Consider the following 18,975-nt stretch of genomic DNA (forward strand, 5'->3'; position numbering starts at 1 on the left):
TCGGCGCAGTGACTGAGCGGTCTCAGTCCGTCGACGTCGCCTTCAGGGCCAGCCACAGCTCCATCCGTACGTCCGGGTCGTCCAGGGAGCGGCCGAGGATCTCCTCCACCCTGCGCATCCGGTAGCGGAGCGTGTGGCGGTGGACGCCCAGGTCGGCCGCCGCCGCGTCCCACTGGCCGTGCCGGGAGAGCCACGCCCGCAGGGAGGCCACCAGGTCGCCCCGGCCCGTCGCGTCGTGCTCGTGCAGCGCCCGGAGCAGGCCGTCGGCGAACGCCTTCACCGCGTCGTCGGCGAGGAGCGGCAGCACCGACCCCGATGCCAGCTGCTCGTGCTCCACCAGGACGCGGCCCCGCCGCCGGGCCACCGACTGCGCCTGCTCGGCCTGCTTGTACGCGGCCGCCGCCGCGATCGGGCCGGACGGGGCGGAGAGGCCCACGACCAGGTCGTCGTCGTCCCCGGCGCCCTGCTCCGTCGCCGCCCGCGCGGCCTCCCGCGCCGCCGCGTACTCCATGCCCGCCGCCACCGCCGCGCCCCCGTCGGCGGCCAGCGCCACCAGCCGCTCCCCCTCGGGCACCACCAGCACGGCCTCCCCGGCACGCGCCGCGGCCGACTCGACCGCCTCCGTGAGAGCGGCCAGTTGCTCGTCTCCCGCGTCCGCGACGATCATCCGGAACGGCGCGTCGAGCAGCCCGCCGTACAGGTCCCCGGCGACCCCCCTCGCATGGTCCGGCTGCCCGGCGAGCAGCATGCGCAGCACCGCCGCCCCGACCCGCTGCTCGGCCGCGTGGAGAGAACGGGAACGTTCCGTCGTCAGGGTCAGCAGGGCGATGGCCGAGTGGACGGCGTAGCGCTCGGCCGTGCCCAGGGCCGAGGCGGTGCCGACGGCCAGGGCCGCCCTCGGGCGGCGGCCGGTCCCCAGCGAGTGGAGCTCCACCCGGTCCTCGTTGTCCGGGCCGCCCACCACCGACGAGGCCGGCGCCGGGCGCTCCCGCAGGCGTTCCACCTCCGGGGTCAGGCGGGCCGCCCTGCGGCCCGCCCACTCCGGTGCCGTGGCCACCACCGCGCCCGACGCGTCGTACAGCGCCGCCCAGCCGTCCACCTGTGCGGCGAGCGCGGTCAGCAGGCCCTCCGGGCCGGCGTTCAGGGCCTGCCTGGTGAGTTCGCGCTGGGCGGCGAAGCCCGCGGTCACGGCGCGGTACTGGTCGGCCGCGATGGCCGCCGAGACCGCCTTGCTGATGGCGAGGAAGGGAGTGCGGCGCGGTACCTCCAGCAGGGGCAGGCCCTCCTGTTCGGCCGCGTCGACCAGGGCCTTGGGGATCTCGTCGTAGTTGACCCCGACCGCGAAACCGAGGCCCACCACACCCGCTCCCACCAGGCGTTTCACATAGCGCCGCATGGCTTCCGGGTCCTCCGCGTCCAGTTTCAGCGCGGTGATCAGGAGCAGTTCCCCGCCCTCCATGTACGGCACGGGGTCGGCGAGTTCGCTGACATGGGCCCAGCGCACGGGCACGTCGAGGCGGTCCTCGCCCGCGCGCACGGTCAGTTTGAGCGCGGAGTGGTGGACGAGCGAGGCGAGCGTGGGTGGCATGCGGCCGTTCTTCTCTTCGCGGAGATCTGCACGGAGACTTTGGCCGTCTCGTATGAACGGCCTCTATCGATTCTGCCTCACTGTACGGTCGAGTGGACCACCGCGTTCAGACGCGTGCGCCGCCCCTCAGATCCACCAGCAGCGGCGGCGCGTGTTCGCCCTTGACGGTCGTCAGGGAGAGGACCGCATGGCCCGCCGGCACTCCGTGCGCCAGTTCGGAGGCCGACCAGCGCTCCCGCTCCACCTGCCGGACGGTGACCGCGCGGGCCGTGGGCGCCTTGCCGGTGATGACCCGGCGTACGACGTGCAGCGCCTTGCCCGCCGGGGTCTCCGCGATGATCTGGCGGTCGGTGACGTCCCGGGCCTCGGTCCACTCCTTGCCCCAGACCTCGGCGAAGTCCTGGCCGTCCCAGGGGGTGAGGCCGGCGAAGGCCATACGGCAGCCGGTGGCGCCGAGCAGGGGGCCGCGGAGCGGGCGGGGTACGTCGTCCAGCGTACGCAGGGTCAGCGCCACGCCCGCGTTGGCCGAGCGCAGGCGCTGGACCGCGCGTACCGCCTCCGGCGTCACCACACCGGTCGCGTCGTCCAGGAGCAGGCAGGCGAACAGCGAACGGTCGTCCCGTACCGTCACGCTCGCCGTGAACTGGGCGAGCACCAGGCGGGCCAGGATGCGGGAGGCGTCCGCGTGACCGCGTTCGGGCAGGTCGATGCGGACCCGGACCGGGTGGTCGAGGGCCTTGAGGGAGAACGGGCGGGACTGGCCGGAGGTGTCGAAGAAGCCGGCGAAGGCCGGGCGGTCGAGCAGGGCGATGCGGTCGGCCAGGACCGCGCCCACGTCCCCGGGGTGGCCCATCTGCCGTTCCCGCGCGTCGAGTTCCCGGAGCAGGGACTCGTGCCCGGTGACCGTGAGCGCCTTGCGGAGCGCGGCGAGCGGGCCGGCGGCGCCGTCGAGGAGCTGGCGGAGTTCGGGGACGGAGGGGAAGCGGCCGTGGACCGCCTTGAACGGGCCGAGCAGCTGGGCGAGGACGGTGGTGGAGCGGCGGCTGTCGCTGCCGGGGTGCGGGTCGGCGAGGTCGCCGGCGAGGGCCTCGGCGAGTATGGCGGCGGCCTCGTCGGGGTCGGTGGTGCCGCCGTACAGGTCGAGGTCGTAGACGGACTCGGGGTGGGCGATGCGGACGACGACGTCGTAGGAGTCGGCGGGTCCGAGCCCGGCGCCGGCCGCGCCGACGACGACCACGGAGGCGCGTCCGGCGAGCGCGTGCAGGCACAGCGACTCGGCGAGGGGGCGGACGAGCGTGCCGGTCTTGCCGGAGCCGGCCGGGCCGACGGCGAGCAGGGAGGTGCCGAGCAGCTCGGGGCCGAGGGCGAGGCCGGTGCCCCGGTAGTGGTACGGGTTACGGGGGTCGTCGACCGTCGTACCGAGCCGGACCTGGCCCGTGACCAGGTCGTGCGGGGCGTGCCGGGCGGGCAGGTCGCGCTCGCCGGAGGGATGCAGACAGGCGGCGGCGCCGTCCTTGACCACGGCGGCGGTGAAGGTGGCCATGCTGTGCCGGCCGCTGCGCACGCCCTGCCAGGCGCGGGCGATCCGGGCGTGGTCCACGTCCCGCATCAGCCCGGTCCGCGCCTCGGCGGCGAGCCGCCCGGCGGCCTCGGCGGCCCCGGCCTGGCGGAGGTGGGGGAACTCGGCGGGGTCCTGCTCGGGCGCGGGCGGCCGTTCGGCAGCGGGGGCGGCCTGGGCCCAGGCGGGCGGGCCGTAGCGGCGCCAGACCTCGCCCCAGCGGCCGAGGCGGCCGACGACGAGCATGATCGCGAGGGCGATCAGGGTGTAGTAGCCGTACCAGAGGAAGGCGTTGCCGACGGCGTTGTCGCTGTGCCGCCAGGAGTCCGGGGTGAACAGATCCAGCGGCACGACCCACCAGCCGCCCAGGTAACCGTTCCACAGCAGCGACCAGACCAGCCAGCCGACCAGGAACGCGATCAGCGCGCCGCTCAGCAGCTGCCGGGCCGGGATCCGCTCGGGCTCCTGCTCCGGCCGGGCCTTGTACCCGAACCGCCACACCCCCGGCGCGGCCTCCGGCCTGGGCGCCCGCAGCCAGCTCAGAAAGGCCGAGCCGTCCGGCAGCGGAGGCACCGCCGGCGGTGCCGTCGGCCGGGGCGGTACCGCGGGCGCCTCGGTCGGCATCCCGCCCGCATCCTGCGGCCCCGCCGGACGCGGCACAGGATTCGCATGCGTGCCCCGCGCGTCCCGCGTCCCGTCGCTGTCCATCGCTCTCGCTCCCTGACCAGCCGTTCCGTCCACCGTCAGCGGCCAATCTAACGCCCTCACAAGGGGAGTTCACCGCTTACGCGGCCGAGGAGACATCCGGTCCGGTCCCGGCCCCGCCGTCGGCACTATGTCCACCGCGGACAACGTCACTCTCCGACAACGCCCACATGGAGCATGCCCACCTCTCACACCCGGCCCTAGCCTGCGAAGAAAGAAGGAAAGCGTCCGAAAACGCACCACCGGCGCAAGGGCGGGACCGCCCGGCGCGCATCGGTTCGCACCACTCATCAGGGAGCCCCCATGACCGCACTTCCGCAGGAGCGCCGCGTCGTCACCGCCATCCCCGGCCCCAAGTCGCAGGAGCTGCAGACCCGCCGGCTGGCCGCGGTCGCCCAGGGCGTCGGTTCCACGCTGCCGGTGTTCACCGCGCGCGCGGGCGGCGGGATCATCGAGGACGTCGACGGCAACCGTCTGATCGACTTCGGTTCCGGCATCGCCGTGACCTCCGTGGGCGCCTCCGCCGAGGCCGTCGTACGCCGCGCGAGCGCCCAGCTGGCCGACTTCACCCACACCTGTTTCATGGTCACCCCCTACGAGGGCTACGTGGCGGTCGCCGAGGCCCTCGCCGAGCTCACCCCGGGTGACCACGCCAAGAAGTCGGCGCTGTTCAACTCCGGCGCCGAGGCCGTCGAGAACGCCGTCAAGATCGCGCGTGCGTACACCAAGCGGCAGGCCGTGGTCGTCTTCGACCACGGCTACCACGGCCGTACGAACCTCACGATGGCGCTCACCGCGAAGAACATGCCGTACAAGCACGGCTTCGGTCCCTTCGCCCCCGAGGTCTACCGGGTCCCGGTCGCCTACGGCTACCGCTGGCCGACCGGTGCGGAGAACGCCGGTCCGGAGGCCGCCAAGCAGGCCATCGACCAGATGTCCAAGCAGGTCGGCGCGGACAACATCGCCGCGATCATCATCGAGCCGGTGCTCGGCGAGGGCGGCTTCATCGAGCCCGCCAAGGGCTTCCTGCCGGCGATCAGCCAGTTCGCCAAGGACAACGGGATCGTGTTCGTCGCGGACGAGATCCAGTCCGGGTTCTGCCGTACGGGCCAGTGGTTCGCGTGCGAGGACGAGGGCATCGTGCCCGACCTGATCACCACCGCCAAGGGCATCGCGGGCGGTCTGCCGCTCGCCGCCGTCACGGGCCGCGCCGAGATCATGGACGCCGCGCACGCCGGCGGCCTGGGCGGCACCTACGGCGGCAACCCCGTGGCCTGCGCCGGTGCGCTCGGCGCCATCGAGACGATGAAGGAGCTCGACCTCAACGCGAAGGCGAAGGCCATCGAGGCGATCATGAAGCCGCGCCTCACCGCCATGGCGGAGAAGTTCGACGTGATCGGTGACGTCCGCGGCCGCGGCGCGATGATCGCCATCGAGCTGGTCAAGGACCGTACGACGAAGGAGCCCGCCCCGGAGGCGACCGCCGCCCTCGCCAAGGCCTGCCACCAGGAGGGCCTGCTGGTCCTGACCTGTGGCACCTACGGCAACGTGCTGCGGTTCCTGCCCCCGCTGGTCATCGGCGAGGACCTGCTCAACGAGGGCCTCGACATCATCGAGCAGGCCTTCGCCCGGATCTGAGCCACAGGCTTCTCGCAGCCGGCTCAAAAGCTGTCGAACCCCTGTGCCACAGCCGCCCCGACCCTCCCACCTCGCGTGATGTGGGGGGCTGGGGCGGCCCCCGTCAGGCCGTGTGAAGAAGGTGTGCGAGGTGGATGACGGGACGCGATTCTGCCTGTCGCGGCACCGAACCCTGCCGTAGGTTCTAACCAGATGAGAGATACACCCCGCCCACAGGGGACTGTGGGCGTCTTCAGGCCGGGGCCTCCCCAGCTTCGACCTGGTCGTGCCCTCGCGCACACAACCGGGGCCTCTGGCTCCGGATCTCCTCACCGATCGGACGGTCGCTCGCCCCAAACCCCCCGGGGCGCGCGGCGTTCCGATCCGGACGGCCGCCTCGGAACTACCCCCCCTGTTCCGGGGCGGCCGACCTCCTTCCTTCTCTTTCTCCTCGTGGGACTCCTGGGCCTTCCGGCCCTCCTCTTCGCGCTGATCACCTGGCAGGTCGTGACCCACGGCCCCCTGCTCCGCCTGGACGCCCGCCTGAGCAGCGCACTCGTCCATCCGGACCTGTTCTCCTCCGGCCTCTCGGACCTCGGGAACGTGCAGGTCGCCGTCCCGGTCCTGGTGGTCGTCATCGCCTATGTCGCCCGGCGCGGCCGTGCCACCGGTACAGACCACTGGTGGCTGCCACCGACGGCCGCCGCCGTGCTGATGGCCCTGGTCCCCGCGATCATCGTGCCGCTCAAGGACTGGACCGCCCGCCCGGGGACCCCCGTCGTCCCCCCGGCGGTCGGCTACTTCCCCTCCGGCCATACGGCGACCGCGGCGATCGCGTACGGCTCCGCGACCCTGATCCTCCTCCCCTGGCTCGCATCCGTGAGGGCCCGCCGGATCGCCGTCGGGAGCTGCGCGGCGCTGATCCTCGGCGTCTCCTTCGGCCTGGTCCGCCGGGGCTGGCACTGGCCGCTGGACGTGGTGGCCAGCTGGTGCCTGGCCACCGTCATGCTGACGGCGCTGCACCTGCTGCTCACCCGAAGTACGCGTCGAAGTTCTTCTGGAACTCCCAGTTCGAGTACCGGTCCCAGTTGACCGACCAGGTCATCAGGCCGCGCAGGGCCGGCCAGGTGCCGTGCGTGGCGTAGGCCCCGCAGTCCGTCCCCTTCGTCAGGCAGTCCAGGGTCCTGGTGACCTCGGCCGGGGACACATAGCCGTTGCCCGCGTTGGTCGACGCCGGCATGCCGATGGCGATCTGGTCGGGGCGCAGGGGCGGGAAGACGTTGTTCGCGTCGCCCGCCACCGGGAAGCCGGTGAGCAGCATGTCGGTCATCGCGATGTGGAAGTCGGCGCCGCCCATGGAGTGGTACTGGTTGTCGAGGCCCATGATCGGACCCGAGTTGTAGTCCTGGACGTGCAGCAGGGTCAGGTCGTCGCGGAGGGCGTAGACGACCGGGAGGTAGGCCCCGCAGCGCGGATCCTGGCCGCCGAACTTGCCGGTGCCGTAGAACTGGTACCCCATCTGCACGAAGAAGGTCTCGGGCGCCATCGACAGCACGAACGTCGAGCCGTACCTGGCCTTCAGGGTCTTCAGGGCGGAGATCAGGTTCACGATCACCGGGGTCGTCGGGTTCTTGAAGTCGGTGTCGTTCGTGTCCAGGGACAGCGAGTGGCCCTCGAAGTCGATGTCCAGGCCGTCCAGACCGTAGGTGTCGATGATGTTCGAGACCGAGGAGACGAAGGTGTCCCGGGCAGCCGTCGTGGTGAGCTGGACCTGGCCGTTGGCGCCGCCGATGGATATCAGCACCTTCTTGCCGGCCGCCTGCTTGGCCTTGACCGCCGCCTTGAAGTCGGCGTCGCTCTCGACGTTCGGGCACTCGGTGACCGGGCAGCGGTTGAAGCGGATGTCCCCGGAGGTGGCCGAGGTCGGCTCGCCGAAGGCCAGGTCGATGACGTCCCAGCTGTCGGGGACGTCGGCGAGCCGGGTGTAGCCGGAGCCGTTGGCGAAGGAGGCGTGCAGGTAGCCGACCAGGGCATGGGTGGGCAGGCCGGTGGAGCCGCCGGAGGAGCCGGTGGTGGTCGTGGCGGTCACCGCGGCCGATTTCGCGGACTCGCCGGCGCCGTTCACGGCGGTGACCTGGAAGCTGTACGCGGTGGACGGGTTCAGCCCGGTCACGGTCGCCGAAGTCCCGGTCGCCGTCTGGACTTTCACCCCGTCGCGGTAGACCGCGTAGCTCGTGGCGCCGGTGACGGCGGTCCAGGACAGGGCCACGCTGGAGGAGGTGACGGTCCCGGTGCCCAGGCCGGTGGGTACGGCGGGCGGCTGCCCCGCGTCCGCGCCCGGCCCGACCAGCGAGACGTCGTCGGCGTAGTAGGCGCCCGTGCCGTACCAGCCGTGGGTGTAGATCGTGACCTCGGTGGTCGAGGCGCCGGTGGTGAAGGTGGTCGTGAGTTTCTGCCAGTCGGCGGCGGACGGGGTCCAGGTGGAGACGTCGGTGGTACCGGTGCCGCTCGCGCCGAGGTAGACGTAGGAGCCGCGGACGTAGCCGGACAGGGTGTACTGGGCGCCCGGCCGCACGGTCACCGTCTGCGCGCACTGGGCGTTGTCACTGCCGGCCGGGGTCGCCTGCAGCGCGGAACCGCCGCTGTGCACGGGCGAGCCGACCGTCGTACCGCTGCCCGCCGTACAACTCCAGCCGGACAGCCCCGACTCGAAGCCACCGTTGACGGCGAGGTCCGCGTCGGCCGCACGGGCGGCCGACGAGAGCGCGGTGACACCGGGTACGGCCAGCAGCACGGCCGTGAGAAAGGTGAGGACAGGTCTCGCGCGCACCACAAGGACCTCCGGGCATGGGGGATTTGGAGGGTGGGACCGCACTCAACTTGGTCCAGACCAATCGACTTGTCAAGACCACGGCAAGGATCTGACGGACGGTCTCCGCAGCACCCTTTCAGGGGCGCGGGGAACTGCGCGACCAGTCACAGCAAAGCCGCAGCCGACCGACAACCCTGCCGCGAACGGCGTCTAGTCGTCAGCCAACCCCGCAGCCGCTTCATGCATCGCCAGTTCAAGCAGCGCCGGATCCGTCAACGTCCCCGACCCGTCCGGCGCCACCAGCCACCGCACCCCCCGGCTCGCCCGCCCCGGATACGGCACGACGATCCACGTCCCGGCCCCCGCCGTGCGGATCCCCGTTCCGAGCCACCGCGCCGCCGTGCCGGGCGGCACGAAGAAGCCCACCCGGTTGTCCCCGAAGTCGACCAGGACGGGCCCCGGCTGGTCGAGGACGCGGGTGAGCACGTCGAGGGTGGGATAGCCGAGTTCACCCGGCAGGATCAGTACGTCCCAGGCCTTGCCGGCGGGCAGCAGCGCGATCCCCAGCGGGTTGCGCTCCCATTCCCAGCGGCAGGACCCGGGATCCGGTGCGACGGATGCCAGCCACTCGACCGCCGTCTTCGCCCCAGTCATCAGAGGACCTCCCCAGCTCACACGTGGACGCGGGCGTCGCGTCACGGGGAGAGAGGGAGGTCCTCCGGGTGCATTACGCGGGTTTCACCGCCTTGTTGAAGTGACCTGGGTCACATCGAACGGTCAGCTGTCGAAGCCCAGCCCCATCCGGTCCATCGCCCTGAGCCACAGGTTCCGGCGCCCGCCATGCGCGTCCGCGCGGGCCAGCGACCACTTGGTGAGGGCGATGCCCGTCCAGGCGAAGGGCTCGGGCGGGAACGGCAGCGGTTTCCTGCGGACCATCTCCAGCCGGGTGCGCTCGGTGTCCTCCCCCGCCAGCAGGTCCAGCATCACGTCGGCGCCGAACCGGGTGGCTCCCACGCCCAGCCCCGTGTACCCGGCCGCGTACGCCACCCGCCCCTGATGGGCCGTGCCGAAGAACGCCGAGAAGCGGGAGCAGGTGTCGATCGCGCCGCCCCACGCGTGGGTGAAGCGGATGCCCTCCAGCTGCGGGAAGCAGGTGAAGAAGTGCTCGGCGAGCTTGGCGTAGGTCTCCGGGCGGTCGTCGTACTCGCGGCGGACCCGGCCGCCGTAGTGGTGGATCGCGTCGTAACCGCCCCAGAGGATGCGGTTGTCGGCGGAGAGCCGGAAGTAGTGGAACTGGTTGGCGGAGTCCCCGAGGCCCTGCCGGTTCTTCCAGCCGATCGCGCCGAGCTGCCCGGCGGTGAGCGGCTCGGTCATCAGGGCGTAGTCGTAGACCGGGACGGTGTAGGCGCGGACCCGCTTGAGCAGGTTCGGAAAGATGTTGGTGCAGAGCGCGACCCGCCGGGCGCGGACCGAACCGTACGGGGTGCGTACGGCCATCCCGGCGCCGTACGCCTTCAGATCGAGGGCGGGCGTGTGCTCGTACACCCGGACGCCGAGGGCGAGGCACGCCTGCTTGAGGCCCCAGGCGAGCTTGGCCGGGTTGAGCATGGCCACGCCCCGGCGGTCCCACAGGCCGGCCTCGAAGGTGGGCGAGGCGACCTGCTCGCGCACCGCGTCGGCGTCGAGGAAGTCGATGCCGTCCGCGAGGCCCTTCTCCTCCAGTTCCTTGTGCCAGTCGCGCAGTTCCCAGGCCTGGTAGGTCTCGGTGGCGACATCGATCTCACCGGTGCGCTCGAACTCGCAGTCGATGCCGTGCCGTGCGACCGCGGCCTCGATCTCGTCGAGGTTGCGCCGGCCCAGCTCCTGCAGCGTGTGGATCTCGCCGGGCCAGCGGGCGAGGCCGTTGGGCAGCCCGTGGGTGAGGGAGGCGGCGCAGAAGCCGCCGTTGCGGCCCGAGGCGGCCCAGCCCACCTCATGGCCTTCCAGCAGGACCACATCGCGCCCGGGGTCGCGCTCCTTGGCGTTGAGCGCGGTCCACAGTCCGCTGTACCCGCCGCCGACGACCAGCAGGTCGCAGGTGTCGGCGCCGGTCAGCGCGGGCTCGGGGTGGGGCTTGCCGGGGTCTTCCAGCCAGTACGGGACCGGCTGTGCTTCGGAAAGTGACTTGGTCCAATCTGCCTGACGGCTCATGGCGCTTGGGGCCATGATTTCCAACTCCCTACAGAGTCAATTAAGGGCTATGCCTTTTGCCTGTTGCGGCGGTTGTTGATGAGCATCGATACCAGGACGAGCAGTACGGCGACCAGGAACATGGCCGTACCGATGACATTGATCTGAACGGGCGTGCCGCGCTGTGCCGAACCCCAGACGAACATGGGGAAGGTGACGGTGGAGCCCGCGTTGAAATTGGTGATGATGAAATCGTCGAAGGAGAGCGCGAAGGACAGCAGCGCGCCCGCCGCGATTCCGGGGGCCGCGATGGGAAGGGTGACCCGGACGAACGTCTGCACCGGTCCGGCGTAGAGGTCCCGGGCCGCCTCCTCCAGGCGCGGGTCCATCGACATCACACGCGCCTTGACCGCGGTGACGACGAAGCTGAGGCAGAACATGATGTGGGCGATCAGGATGGTGTAGAAGCCCAGCTGGGCGCCCATGTTGAGGAACAGGGTGAGCAGCGAGGCGGCCATGACGACCTCGGGCATCGCCATCGGCAGGAAGATCAGCGAGTTCACGGCGCCGCGGGCGCGGAACCGGTAGCGGACCAGCGCGAAGGCGATCATCGTGCCGAGCACGGTGGCGCCGATCGTCGCCAGGGCGGCGATCCGGAGGCTGATCGAGAGCGAGCCGCACATGTCGGCGACCCCGCACGGCTGCTTCCAGGCGTCGAGCGAGAACTGCTGCCATTCGTAGTTGAAGCGCCCCTTCGGTTTGTTGAAGGAGAACACCGTGACGATGACGTTCGGAAGAAGGAGATATCCGAGGGTCAGGAGTCCCGCGATGACGACGAGATTCTTCTTGAACCAGTTGACGAAGGGCATTTAGACCAGATCCTCCGTCCCGGACCGGCGAATGTAGATCGTGACCATGGCGAGGATCGCTGCCATGAGGATGAATGACAGCGCGGCTGCCGTCGGATAGTCCAGAATCCGCAGGAACTGTGTCTGGATCACGTTTCCGATCATGCGGGTGTCGGTCGAGCCGAGGAGTTCGGCGTTGACGTAGTCACCGGCCGCCGGAATGAAGGTCAGCAGCGTGCCGGAGACCACGCCCGGCATCGACAGCGGGAAGGTGACCTTGCGGAACGTCGTCCACGGCTTGGCGTACAGGTCGCCGGCCGCCTCGTGCAGCCGTCCGTCGATGCGCTCCAGCGAGGTGTAGAGCGGCAGGATCATGAACGGCAGGAAGTTGTACGTCAGACCGCACACCACCGCGAGCGGCGTGGCCAGGACACGGTCGCCGGCGGTCCAGCCGAGGAAGTTGGTGAGGTCCAGGATGTGCAGCGAGTTGAGCGTGTGCACGACCGGGCCGTTGTCGGCGAGGATCGTCTTCCAGGCCAGGGTGCGGATCAGGAAGCTGGTGAAGAACGGCGCGATCACCAGGATCATGATCAGGTTCCGCCAGCGCCCCGCGCGGAAGGCGATGAGATACGCCAGCGGGTAGCCGAGCAGCAGGCACAGGACGGTCGCGGCGGCCGCGTAGAAGACGGACCGAAGGAACTGCGGCCAGTACTCGCTCAGCGCGTCCCAGTAGGTCGCGAAGTGCCAGGTGACCTTGTAGCCCTCTTCCAGGGAACCCGTCTGGACGGACGTGGACGCCTGGTAGATCATCGGCAGCGCGAAGAAGATGATCAGCCAGAGCATGCCGGGCAGCAGCAGCCAGTACGGCGTGAACCGGCCGCGCTTGCGCGGTGGCTTCTTCGTCTCGGTTTCGGCGGGCGCCAGGGGCGGGGGCGCCTCGGAGAGCGTGGCCATCAGGCGGCCTCCTCCTCGGTGCCGGCGTCGATGTCCTGGGCGGCGTCGAGGCCGAAGGTGTGGGCCGGGCTCCAGTGCAGGACGACGTCGGCGCCCGGGACGAGCCGGCCGTCGCGCTCGATGTTCTGCACGTACACCGCGAACTCGGGGCAGACCGCGCTGTCGATGACGTACTGCGTGGAGACACCGATGAAGCTCGCGTCGGCGACCTTGCCGGTGATGCGGTTGCGGCCCTCGGGGATGGAGCCCGCGTCGTCCGCGTGCGTGAGGGAGATCTTCTCCGGCCGGACGCCGACGAGCACCTTGCCGCCCGCCTTGGCGGGCGCGGAACATCGCGCCTCGGGCAGCACCAGCTTCCCGCCGCCGGCCTTGAGGATGATGTCGTCGCCGCTCTTGGTGTCGACCTCGGCCTCGATCAGGTTGGAGGTGCCGAGGAAGTTGGCGACGAAGGTCGTGTTGGGGTTCTCGTAGAGATCGGCCGGTGAGCCGAGCTGCTCCACGCGCCCCGCGTTCATCACGGCGACCGTGTCGGCCATGGTCATGGCCTCCTCCTGGTCGTGCGTGACATGCACGAAGGTGATGCCGACCTCGGTCTGGATGCGCTTGAGCTCCAGCTGCATCTGGCGGCGCAGCTTCAGGTCGAGGGCGCCGAGCGGCTCGTCGAGCAGGAGCACCTTGGGGTGGTTGATCAGCGCCCGTGCCACCGCGACCCGCTGCTGCTGGCCGCCGGAGAGCTGGTGCGGCTTCTTGCGCGCCTGCTCCCCCAGCTGCACCAGGTCGAGCATGTCCTCGACCTGCTTCTTCACGCTCTTGATGCCGCGCCGGCGCAGCCCGAAGGCGACGTTCTCGAAGATGTCGAGGTGCGGGAAGAGGGCGTACGACTGGAAGACCGTGTTCACCGGTCGCTTGTACGGCGGCAGATGGGTCACGTCCTGGTCACCGAGGTGCACGGTGCCGCTGGTCGGCTCCTCGAGCCCCGCGATCATGCGCAGGGTGGTGGTCTTGCCACAGCCCGAGGCGCCGAGGAGGGCGAAGAAGGAGCCCTGCGGCACGGTCAGGTCCATCGGCTGTACGGCGGTGAACCCGTTGTCGTACGTCTTGCCGATGCCGGTGAGGCGGACGTCGCCGCTGCTGTCTGTCGTCATGGTGTCGTCACGCCCCTGTGAGCTTCGCGAACTTCTGCTGGTAGGCCGTCTCTTCCTTCGAGCTCAGCGCACGGAAGGCATGGGACCTGGCCTGCATGGCCTTGTCGGGAACGATCAGCGGGTTGGCGGCCGCCGACTTGTCGATCTTGGCGAGGTACGGCTGGACGTCCGCGACCGGACTGACGTAGTTGACGTACGCGGAGAGTTCGGCGGCCGGTTCGGGCTCGTAGTAGTAGTCGATGAGCCGCTCGGCGTTCGTCTTGTGGCGCGCCTTGTTGGGGATCAGCATGTTGTCGGTGGACGTCATGTAGCCGCTGTCCGGGATGACGTAGGCGACGTCCGGGTTGTCGGCCTGGAGCTGCACGATGTCGCCGCCCCAGGCGACACAGGCCGCCAGATCGCCCTTGCTGAGGTCCGAGGTGTAGTCGTTGCCGGTGAACCGGCGGATCTGGCCCTTGTCCACGGCCTTCTGCAACCGGGCGATCACCGCGTCGTAGTTGTCGTCGGTGAACTTCGCCGGGTCGATCCCCATGTCGAGCATGGTCATGCCGACGGTGTCCCGCATCTCGGTCAGCAGGCCGACCCGGCCCTTGAGCGCGGGGTTGTCGAGCAGGTCGGAGACCGACTTCACCTCGACGCCGTTGAGGGCCTTCTTGTTGAAGGCGACGACCGTCGAGATGCCCTGCCAGGGGTACGAGTAGGCGCGGCCCGGGTCCCAGTCGGGGGCGCGGAACTGGTCCGACAGGTTGGCGAAGGCGTGCGGCAGGTTGGCCGCGTCCAGTTTCTGGACGTAACCGAGCCGGATCATGCGGGCGGCCAGCCAGTCGGTGAGGACGATCAGGTCCCGGCCGGTGTCCTGGCCGGCGGCGAGCTGCGGCTGGACCTTGCCGAAGAACTCGTCGTTGTCGTTGATGTCCTCGGTGTACTTGACCGTGATGCCGGTCCGCTTGCGGAACGCGTCCAGCGTGGGGTGGATCTTGCCGCTGTCGTCGACGTCGATGTACTCGGGCCAGTTGGAGAAGTTGACGACCTTCTCCGTGGCCGAGTGGTCGTCGGCGGAGACCCCGCCCTGGGACTTGCCGGCCGCGGGGATACCGCAGGCGCTCAGCGCCCCGACGCCGCCCACCGCGAGCGCGCCGCCCAGGAACGACCGGCGGGCCAGGGCGGCCCGCCCGTTGCGCAGGCTGCGCCGCATGGCGGCCACTTCGACCGGGGTCGGGCGGTCGGGCTCGTACTGCCTCATACGCTTGCTGCCCTTTCGGGAAGGTGGCCGTGATGACCGGCCGGAGGTGTGACTATCGGTCCCCGAAGATCGTGCGGTGCCAGTCCTTCCGCGCCACCGCCGTATTGTCGAACATTACGTGCTTGACCTGGGTGTACTCCTCGAACGAGTACGCCGACATGTCCTTGCCGAAGCCGGACGCCTTGTAACCGCCGTGGGGCATCTCGCTGATGATCGGAATGTGGTCATTGACCCACACGCACCCCGCCTTGATCTCGCGCGTCGCGCGGCCCGCCCGGTAGACGCTGCCGGTCCACGCGGAGGCGGCCAGACCGTACGGGGTGTCGTTGGCCAGCCGGATGCCCTCATCATCACTGTCGAACGGCAGAACGACCAGCACCGGCCCGAAGATCTCGGACTGGACGATCTCGCTGTCCTGCGGCGCGTCGGCGATCAGGGTGGGCCGGTAGTAGGCACCGCTCTTGAGCTCGTCCTGCGGCGGCTCGCCGCCGGTCACCACGCGCGCGTAGCCGCGCGCCCGCTCGACGAACCCGGCGACCCGGTCCCGCTGGGCGTGCGAGATCAGCGGCCCGAGATCGGTGCCGGGAGCGAACGGGTCCCCCAGCCGCACGGTCTCCATCAGCGCCGCCGTCTGCTCCACGAAGGCGTCGTAGAGCGGCCGCTGCACATACGCGCGCGTGGCGGCGGTGCAGTCCTGCCCGGTGTTGATCAGCGCGCCGGCGACCGCCCCGTGCACGGCGGCCTCCAGATCCGCGTCGTCGAAGACCACGAACGGCGCCTTGCCGCCGAGCTCCAGGTGGAGCCGCTTGACGGTCGCGGTGGCGACCTCCGCCACCCGCTTTCCCACCCCGGTGGAGCCGGTGAAGGAGGTCATGGCCACGTCGGGGTGCCCGACGAGGTGCTCGCCGGCCTCCTTGCCGGTCCCCGTGACGATGTTGATGACACCGTCCGGGATACCGGCGACCGTCGCCGCCTCCGCGAAGAGCAGCGAGGTGAGCGGGGTCAGCTCGGCCGGCTTGAGCACGATGGTGTTGCCGGCGGCGATCGCCGGAAGGATCTTCCAGGCGGCCATCTGGAGCGGATAGTTCCAGGGCGCGATGGAGCCGACGACACCGATGGGTTCGCGGCGGATGTACGACGTGTGGTCGCCGGAGTACTCACCGGCCGCCTGCCCCTGCAGATGCCGGGCGGCGCCCGCGAAGAACGCGGTGTTGTCGATGGTCCCCGGCACGTCGAACTCGCGCGTCAGCTTCAGCGGCTTGCCGCACTGGAGGGACTCGGCACGGGCGAATTCCTCGGCGCGGTCGGCGAGCACGGCGGCGAACCGGTGCAGCGCGTCGGACCGGTCGCCGGGGGTCGTCCCGGCCCAGCCGGGAAAGGCCGCGCGGGCCGCCGCTACGGCCGCGTCGACGTCATCGGTCCCGGCCAGCTCGTACGTGTACACCTCCGCGCCGGTCGACGGGTCGACGACGGCGTGCGTACGGCCGGACGTGCCCTTGGCGAACCGTCCCGCGATGTACTGCGCGCCGCCCGCGAGCCGCTCCTGCGCGGGGAAGGTCTCCGGGGTGGCGCTGCCCGGGTTGTCCATGTCGCTTCTCCTCCGCCGTCACCCCGCCCTGAGAGGCGGGTGGCGTAGCTCCAGCTCGATTTGACTGCCGATCCTGACAGAGCAGAGGGAGTCCAACAAGTGATTCCGTTGTTGCCTTTTGGTTACGCGACGGAATCTGTCGACCAGGTGTCGAGTCGGGGAGGAAAAGGCAGGACGGAGTGTCAGTGGTGCCTGCCAGACTGGCGTGCATGGCGAAGATCGATTCTGTGGAGGCCCTGATCAGGGCGGTCCAGGCGGGGGCCAGGATCAGGTACCTGCACTTCTGGGGACACCACGCGCGACCCGACGGACAGCTCTCCGCGACCTGTCTCAGCCAGTGGTGGCCGTCACGCTTCGTGGTCGACGGTGTGGAGTACGCGACCGCCGAGCACTGGATGATGGCGGCGAAGGCGAGGCTCTTCGGAGACACGGAGGCGGAGCGCCGGGTACTGGCGGCGGAACACCCCGCCGAGGCGAAGAAGGCGGGCCGACTGGTCCGGGACTTCGACGAGGCGACATGGCAGCGGGAGCGCTTCGGCATCGTGACCGAGGGCAGCGTCCACAAGTTCGCGGCGGACGCTCAACTGCGCGAGTTCCTGCTGGGGACCGGAGACCGGGTCCTGGTGGAGGCGAGCCCGGTGGACCGGGTGTGGGGCATCGGCTTGGCGGCGACGGATAAGGGGGCTGAGGATCCGGCGCGCTGGAGGGGGCTGAACCTGTTGGGGTTCGCGCTGATGCAAGCAAGGGCGAACTTGCTGACCGACGGAACTGGTCCCACCTAAAGGGGCGCGGGGAACTGCGCGACCAGCCCCCACCGGCCCGCACCCGAACCACGACCGCGTTCAGTGCCTCGTGGCCAACGCCAGCAGCACGATGAACGCGACGGCAAGGACAAGCCCGGCCGCCCCACAGATGATCCCGGCCAGCGCCTGCCCCCCGTTCGTCGCCTCACCCCGGCCCACCCGGGCCCGCCCGATCGAACCGAAGACGATCGCCAGCACGCCCATGACCAGGGCGACCGGCGACAGACAGAACCCGAGCGCGGAGATGATCCCGGTGACCAGGCTGGCCGTGCCCAGCCCGTTGTTGGGCATCGGCTGCATACCGGGCCAGCCGCCATACCCTCCCGGCCCGGCCGGGTACGAGGGAAGCTGTTGGCCGGGATAGCCGTACGGGACCTGCCCGGGCCCGTCCGGGGCTATCGGCGGCGGCGGCACGGCCGCACTCAGCTGCGGCGCGGGCGGCGCGTACGGGCTGGGCGGCGCGTAAGGGCTGGGCGCCGCGTAGGGATTCGGCGCCGCAAAGGGGTTCGCGGCCGCAGCCGGCACCGCGTCGGACGCCGACGGCGCCCCGTAGGGATTGGCCCAGCCCTGCGGCGGCGCATCCGCGACCGCGTCCGGCACCGACGCCTCCGCCCCGGCCCCCTCCCTCGGGCCGGCCCCCTTCTCCAGCCGTACCTTCGGAGCCTCCGGCACCTCGTCAGCCATCGTGCGATGTCCCCTCTCCTGCGCGCATGCCGCCGTCATGCTACGGCCCGGCCTCCTGCCGGTCCCGGGTGCGGCCTACGATGACCCCGAGTCACCGATCAGCCGATCACCGCACCGGGCCCCACGGCCGTACCCCGCCGTAGGCGGCCCGTGCCGTTCCGGGGAGGAACCCTTGACCGACCGCCGCACCGACCCCGCCGCCCCGCGCGATGTGCACGCCTTCGTCGCCGGGCTGCCCAAGGCCGAACTGCACGTCCACCACGTCGGCTCCGCCTCCCCCCGCATCGTGTCGGAACTGGCCGCCCGGCACCCCGACTCCAAGGTCCCCAGCGACCCCGAGGCGCTGGCCGACTACTTCACGTTCACGGACTTCGCGCACTTCATCGACGTCTATCTGTCGGTCGTCGACCTGATCCGCACGCCCGAGGACGTCCGGCTGCTCACCTACGAGGTGGCCCGCGACCTGGCCCGCCAGCAGGTGCGCTACGCCGAGCTGACGATCACCCCCTTCTCGTCCACCCGGCGCGGGATCGACGCGCGGGCCTTCATGGACGCGATAGAGGACGCGCGGAAGGCGGCGGAGGCCGAGTTCGGCACGGTGCTGCGCTGGTGCTTCGACATCCCCGGCGAGGCGGGCCTGGAGGCCGCCGAGGAGACGGTACGGCTCGCGACCGACGACCGGATCCGCCCGGAGGGCCTCGTCTCCTTCGGTCTCGGCGGCCCCGAGATCGGCGTGCCCCGGCCGCAGTTCAAGCCGTACTTCGACCGGGCGATCGCGGCCGGCCTGCACTCCGTCCCGCACGCCGGTGAGACCACCGGCCCCGGCACGGTCTGGGACGCGCTGACCTACCTGGGCGCCGAGCGCATCGGCCACGGCACCAGCTCCGCGCAGGACCCGAAGCTGCTGGCCCACCTCGCCGAGCACCGCATCCCGCTGGAGGTGTGCCCGACCTCCAACATCGCCACCCGTGCGGTCAGCACCCTCGAAGAGCACCCGATCAGGGACTTCGTGGACGCCGGTGTCCTGGTCACGGTCAACTCCGACGACCCGCCGATGTTCGGCACCGACCTCGACACCGAGTACGCGGTCGCCGCCCGCCTCCTCGGCCTCGACGAGCGCGGTATCGCCGATCTCGCCAAGAACGCGGTGGAGGCGTCGTTCCTGGAGCAGCCGGGCAGGGCGAGGATCTCGGCCGAGATCGACGCGTACACGAAGGCGTGGCTCGCCCGCTGAGAAACCCCTGCCCGCCCCTGAGAACAT

15 protein-coding genes are annotated in these 18,975 nt (G+C 70.7%); 4 read left to right on the forward strand and 11 right to left on the reverse strand.

The window, feature by feature from the left end:
- Positions 1-22: 22 nt before the first annotated feature.
- Both AB0D85_RS26965 and AB0D85_RS26970 read right to left on the reverse strand, forming a co-directional pair.
- Positions 23-1,588 (reverse strand): PucR family transcriptional regulator, encoded by a 1,566-nt coding sequence (locus tag AB0D85_RS26965; protein WP_362325201.1) that lies wholly within the window; start codon positions 1,586-1,588, stop codon positions 23-25.
- 106 nt (positions 1,589-1,694) lie between these two features.
- Entirely contained in the window at positions 1,695-3,854 is a 2,160-nt protein-coding gene (locus AB0D85_RS26970; protein WP_362325204.1) for an ATP-binding protein, read from the reverse strand.
- Between the two features lie 300 nt (positions 3,855-4,154).
- Here AB0D85_RS26970 and gabT point away from each other — a divergent pair, with 300 nt between their 5' ends.
- A complete protein-coding gene (gabT, locus tag AB0D85_RS26975; protein ID WP_362325207.1) occupies positions 4,155-5,489 on the forward strand; it encodes a 4-aminobutyrate--2-oxoglutarate transaminase in 1,335 nt (444 codons plus the stop codon).
- Positions 5,490-5,681: 192 nt separating this feature from the next.
- Positions 5,682-6,560, forward strand: coding sequence for a phosphatase PAP2 family protein (locus AB0D85_RS26980; RefSeq protein ID WP_362325210.1), 879 nt, complete (start codon positions 5,682-5,684; stop codon positions 6,558-6,560).
- Here the strand turns inward: AB0D85_RS26980 and AB0D85_RS26985 are convergent.
- The 8 genes from AB0D85_RS26985 to AB0D85_RS27020 all read right to left on the reverse strand — a co-directional run bounded on the left by AB0D85_RS26985 (position 6,499) and on the right by AB0D85_RS27020 (position 16,227).
- Positions 6,499-8,301 (reverse strand): glycoside hydrolase family 18 protein, encoded by a 1,803-nt coding sequence (locus AB0D85_RS26985; RefSeq protein ID WP_362325213.1) that lies wholly within the window; start codon positions 8,299-8,301, stop codon positions 6,499-6,501. The genes AB0D85_RS26980 and AB0D85_RS26985 overlap by 62 nt on opposite strands.
- Positions 8,302-8,490: 189 nt before the next feature.
- Positions 8,491-8,934 carry a hypothetical protein gene (locus AB0D85_RS26990; protein ID WP_362325216.1) on the reverse strand — a complete coding sequence of 148 codons (444 nt, stop codon included), beginning with the start codon at positions 8,932-8,934 and terminating at the stop codon, positions 8,491-8,493.
- A 123-nt stretch (positions 8,935-9,057) separates the two neighbouring features.
- The gene (locus tag AB0D85_RS26995) at positions 9,058-10,485 is read right to left on the reverse strand and encodes an FAD-dependent oxidoreductase (protein WP_362325219.1); all 1,428 of its coding nucleotides are present in this window, start codon (positions 10,483-10,485) and stop codon (positions 9,058-9,060) included.
- 32 nt (positions 10,486-10,517) lie between these two features.
- A complete protein-coding gene (locus AB0D85_RS27000) occupies positions 10,518-11,318 on the reverse strand; it encodes an ABC transporter permease (RefSeq protein ID WP_362325222.1) in 801 nt (266 codons plus the stop codon).
- Positions 11,319-12,251 carry an ABC transporter permease gene (locus AB0D85_RS27005; RefSeq protein WP_362325225.1) on the reverse strand — a complete coding sequence of 311 codons (933 nt, stop codon included), beginning with the start codon at positions 12,249-12,251 and terminating at the stop codon, positions 11,319-11,321. It abuts the gene before it with no gap.
- Positions 12,251-13,396 (reverse strand): ABC transporter ATP-binding protein, encoded by a 1,146-nt coding sequence (locus tag AB0D85_RS27010; RefSeq protein WP_362325228.1) that lies wholly within the window; start codon positions 13,394-13,396, stop codon positions 12,251-12,253. The genes AB0D85_RS27005 and AB0D85_RS27010 overlap by 1 nt, the downstream gene beginning before the upstream one ends.
- A 7-nt stretch (positions 13,397-13,403) precedes the next feature.
- A complete protein-coding gene (locus tag AB0D85_RS27015) occupies positions 13,404-14,639 on the reverse strand; it encodes a spermidine/putrescine ABC transporter substrate-binding protein (protein WP_362325231.1) in 1,236 nt (411 codons plus the stop codon).
- 52 nt (positions 14,640-14,691) lie between these two features.
- A complete protein-coding gene (locus AB0D85_RS27020) occupies positions 14,692-16,227 on the reverse strand; it encodes a gamma-aminobutyraldehyde dehydrogenase (RefSeq protein ID WP_362325234.1) in 1,536 nt (511 codons plus the stop codon).
- A gap of 209 nt (positions 16,228-16,436) precedes the next feature.
- Between AB0D85_RS27020 and AB0D85_RS27025 the strand changes: the two genes are divergently transcribed.
- Positions 16,437-17,009 (forward strand): NADAR family protein, encoded by a 573-nt coding sequence (locus AB0D85_RS27025; protein WP_362325237.1) that lies wholly within the window; start codon positions 16,437-16,439, stop codon positions 17,007-17,009.
- A gap of 60 nt (positions 17,010-17,069) precedes the next feature.
- Here AB0D85_RS27025 and AB0D85_RS27030 read toward each other — a convergent pair whose 3' ends face one another.
- Positions 17,070-17,714, reverse strand: coding sequence for a DUF4190 domain-containing protein (locus AB0D85_RS27030; RefSeq protein ID WP_362325240.1), 645 nt, complete (start codon positions 17,712-17,714; stop codon positions 17,070-17,072).
- 37 nt (positions 17,715-17,751) lie between these two features.
- Here AB0D85_RS27030 and AB0D85_RS27035 point away from each other — a divergent pair, with 37 nt between their 5' ends.
- Positions 17,752-18,948 carry an adenosine deaminase gene (locus AB0D85_RS27035; RefSeq protein WP_362325243.1) on the forward strand — a complete coding sequence of 399 codons (1,197 nt, stop codon included), beginning with the start codon at positions 17,752-17,754 and terminating at the stop codon, positions 18,946-18,948.
- Positions 18,949-18,975 lie beyond the last annotated feature (27 nt).

This window comes from Streptomyces sp. NPDC048277, assembly GCF_040652235.1.
Classification (GTDB): Bacteria; Actinomycetota; Actinomycetes; order Streptomycetales; family Streptomycetaceae; genus Streptomyces.

Excerpts from the sequence above, each read along its gene's own strand:
- AB0D85_RS27010 (WP_362325228.1), bottom strand. The coding sequence starts at position 13,396 with ATGACGACAGACAGCAGCGGCGACGTCCGCCTCACCGGCATCGGCAAG.
- AB0D85_RS26965 (WP_362325201.1), bottom strand. The coding sequence starts at position 1,588 with ATGCCACCCACGCTCGCCTCGCTCGTCCACCACTCCGCGCTCAAACTG.
- AB0D85_RS26970 (WP_362325204.1), bottom strand. The coding sequence starts at position 3,854 with ATGGACAGCGACGGGACGCGGGACGCGCGGGGCACGCATGCGAATCCT.
- AB0D85_RS27020 (WP_362325234.1), bottom strand. The coding sequence starts at position 16,227 with ATGGACAACCCGGGCAGCGCCACCCCGGAGACCTTCCCCGCGCAGGAG.
- AB0D85_RS27035 (WP_362325243.1), top strand. The coding sequence starts at position 17,752 with ATGCTACGGCCCGGCCTCCTGCCGGTCCCGGGTGCGGCCTACGATGAC.
- AB0D85_RS27015 (WP_362325231.1), bottom strand. The coding sequence starts at position 14,639 with ATGAGGCAGTACGAGCCCGACCGCCCGACCCCGGTCGAAGTGGCCGCC.
- AB0D85_RS27000 (WP_362325222.1), bottom strand. The coding sequence starts at position 11,318 with ATGCCCTTCGTCAACTGGTTCAAGAAGAATCTCGTCGTCATCGCGGGA.
- AB0D85_RS27030 (WP_362325240.1), bottom strand. The coding sequence starts at position 17,714 with ATGGCTGACGAGGTGCCGGAGGCTCCGAAGGTACGGCTGGAGAAGGGG.
- AB0D85_RS26995 (WP_362325219.1), bottom strand. The coding sequence starts at position 10,485 with ATGGCCCCAAGCGCCATGAGCCGTCAGGCAGATTGGACCAAGTCACTT.
- AB0D85_RS26980 (WP_362325210.1), top strand. The coding sequence starts at position 5,682 with ATGAGAGATACACCCCGCCCACAGGGGACTGTGGGCGTCTTCAGGCCG.
- AB0D85_RS26990 (WP_362325216.1), bottom strand. The coding sequence starts at position 8,934 with ATGACTGGGGCGAAGACGGCGGTCGAGTGGCTGGCATCCGTCGCACCG.
- gabT (WP_362325207.1), top strand. The coding sequence starts at position 4,155 with ATGACCGCACTTCCGCAGGAGCGCCGCGTCGTCACCGCCATCCCCGGC.
- AB0D85_RS27025 (WP_362325237.1), top strand. The coding sequence starts at position 16,437 with ATGGCGAAGATCGATTCTGTGGAGGCCCTGATCAGGGCGGTCCAGGCG.
- AB0D85_RS27005 (WP_362325225.1), bottom strand. The coding sequence starts at position 12,251 with ATGGCCACGCTCTCCGAGGCGCCCCCGCCCCTGGCGCCCGCCGAAACC.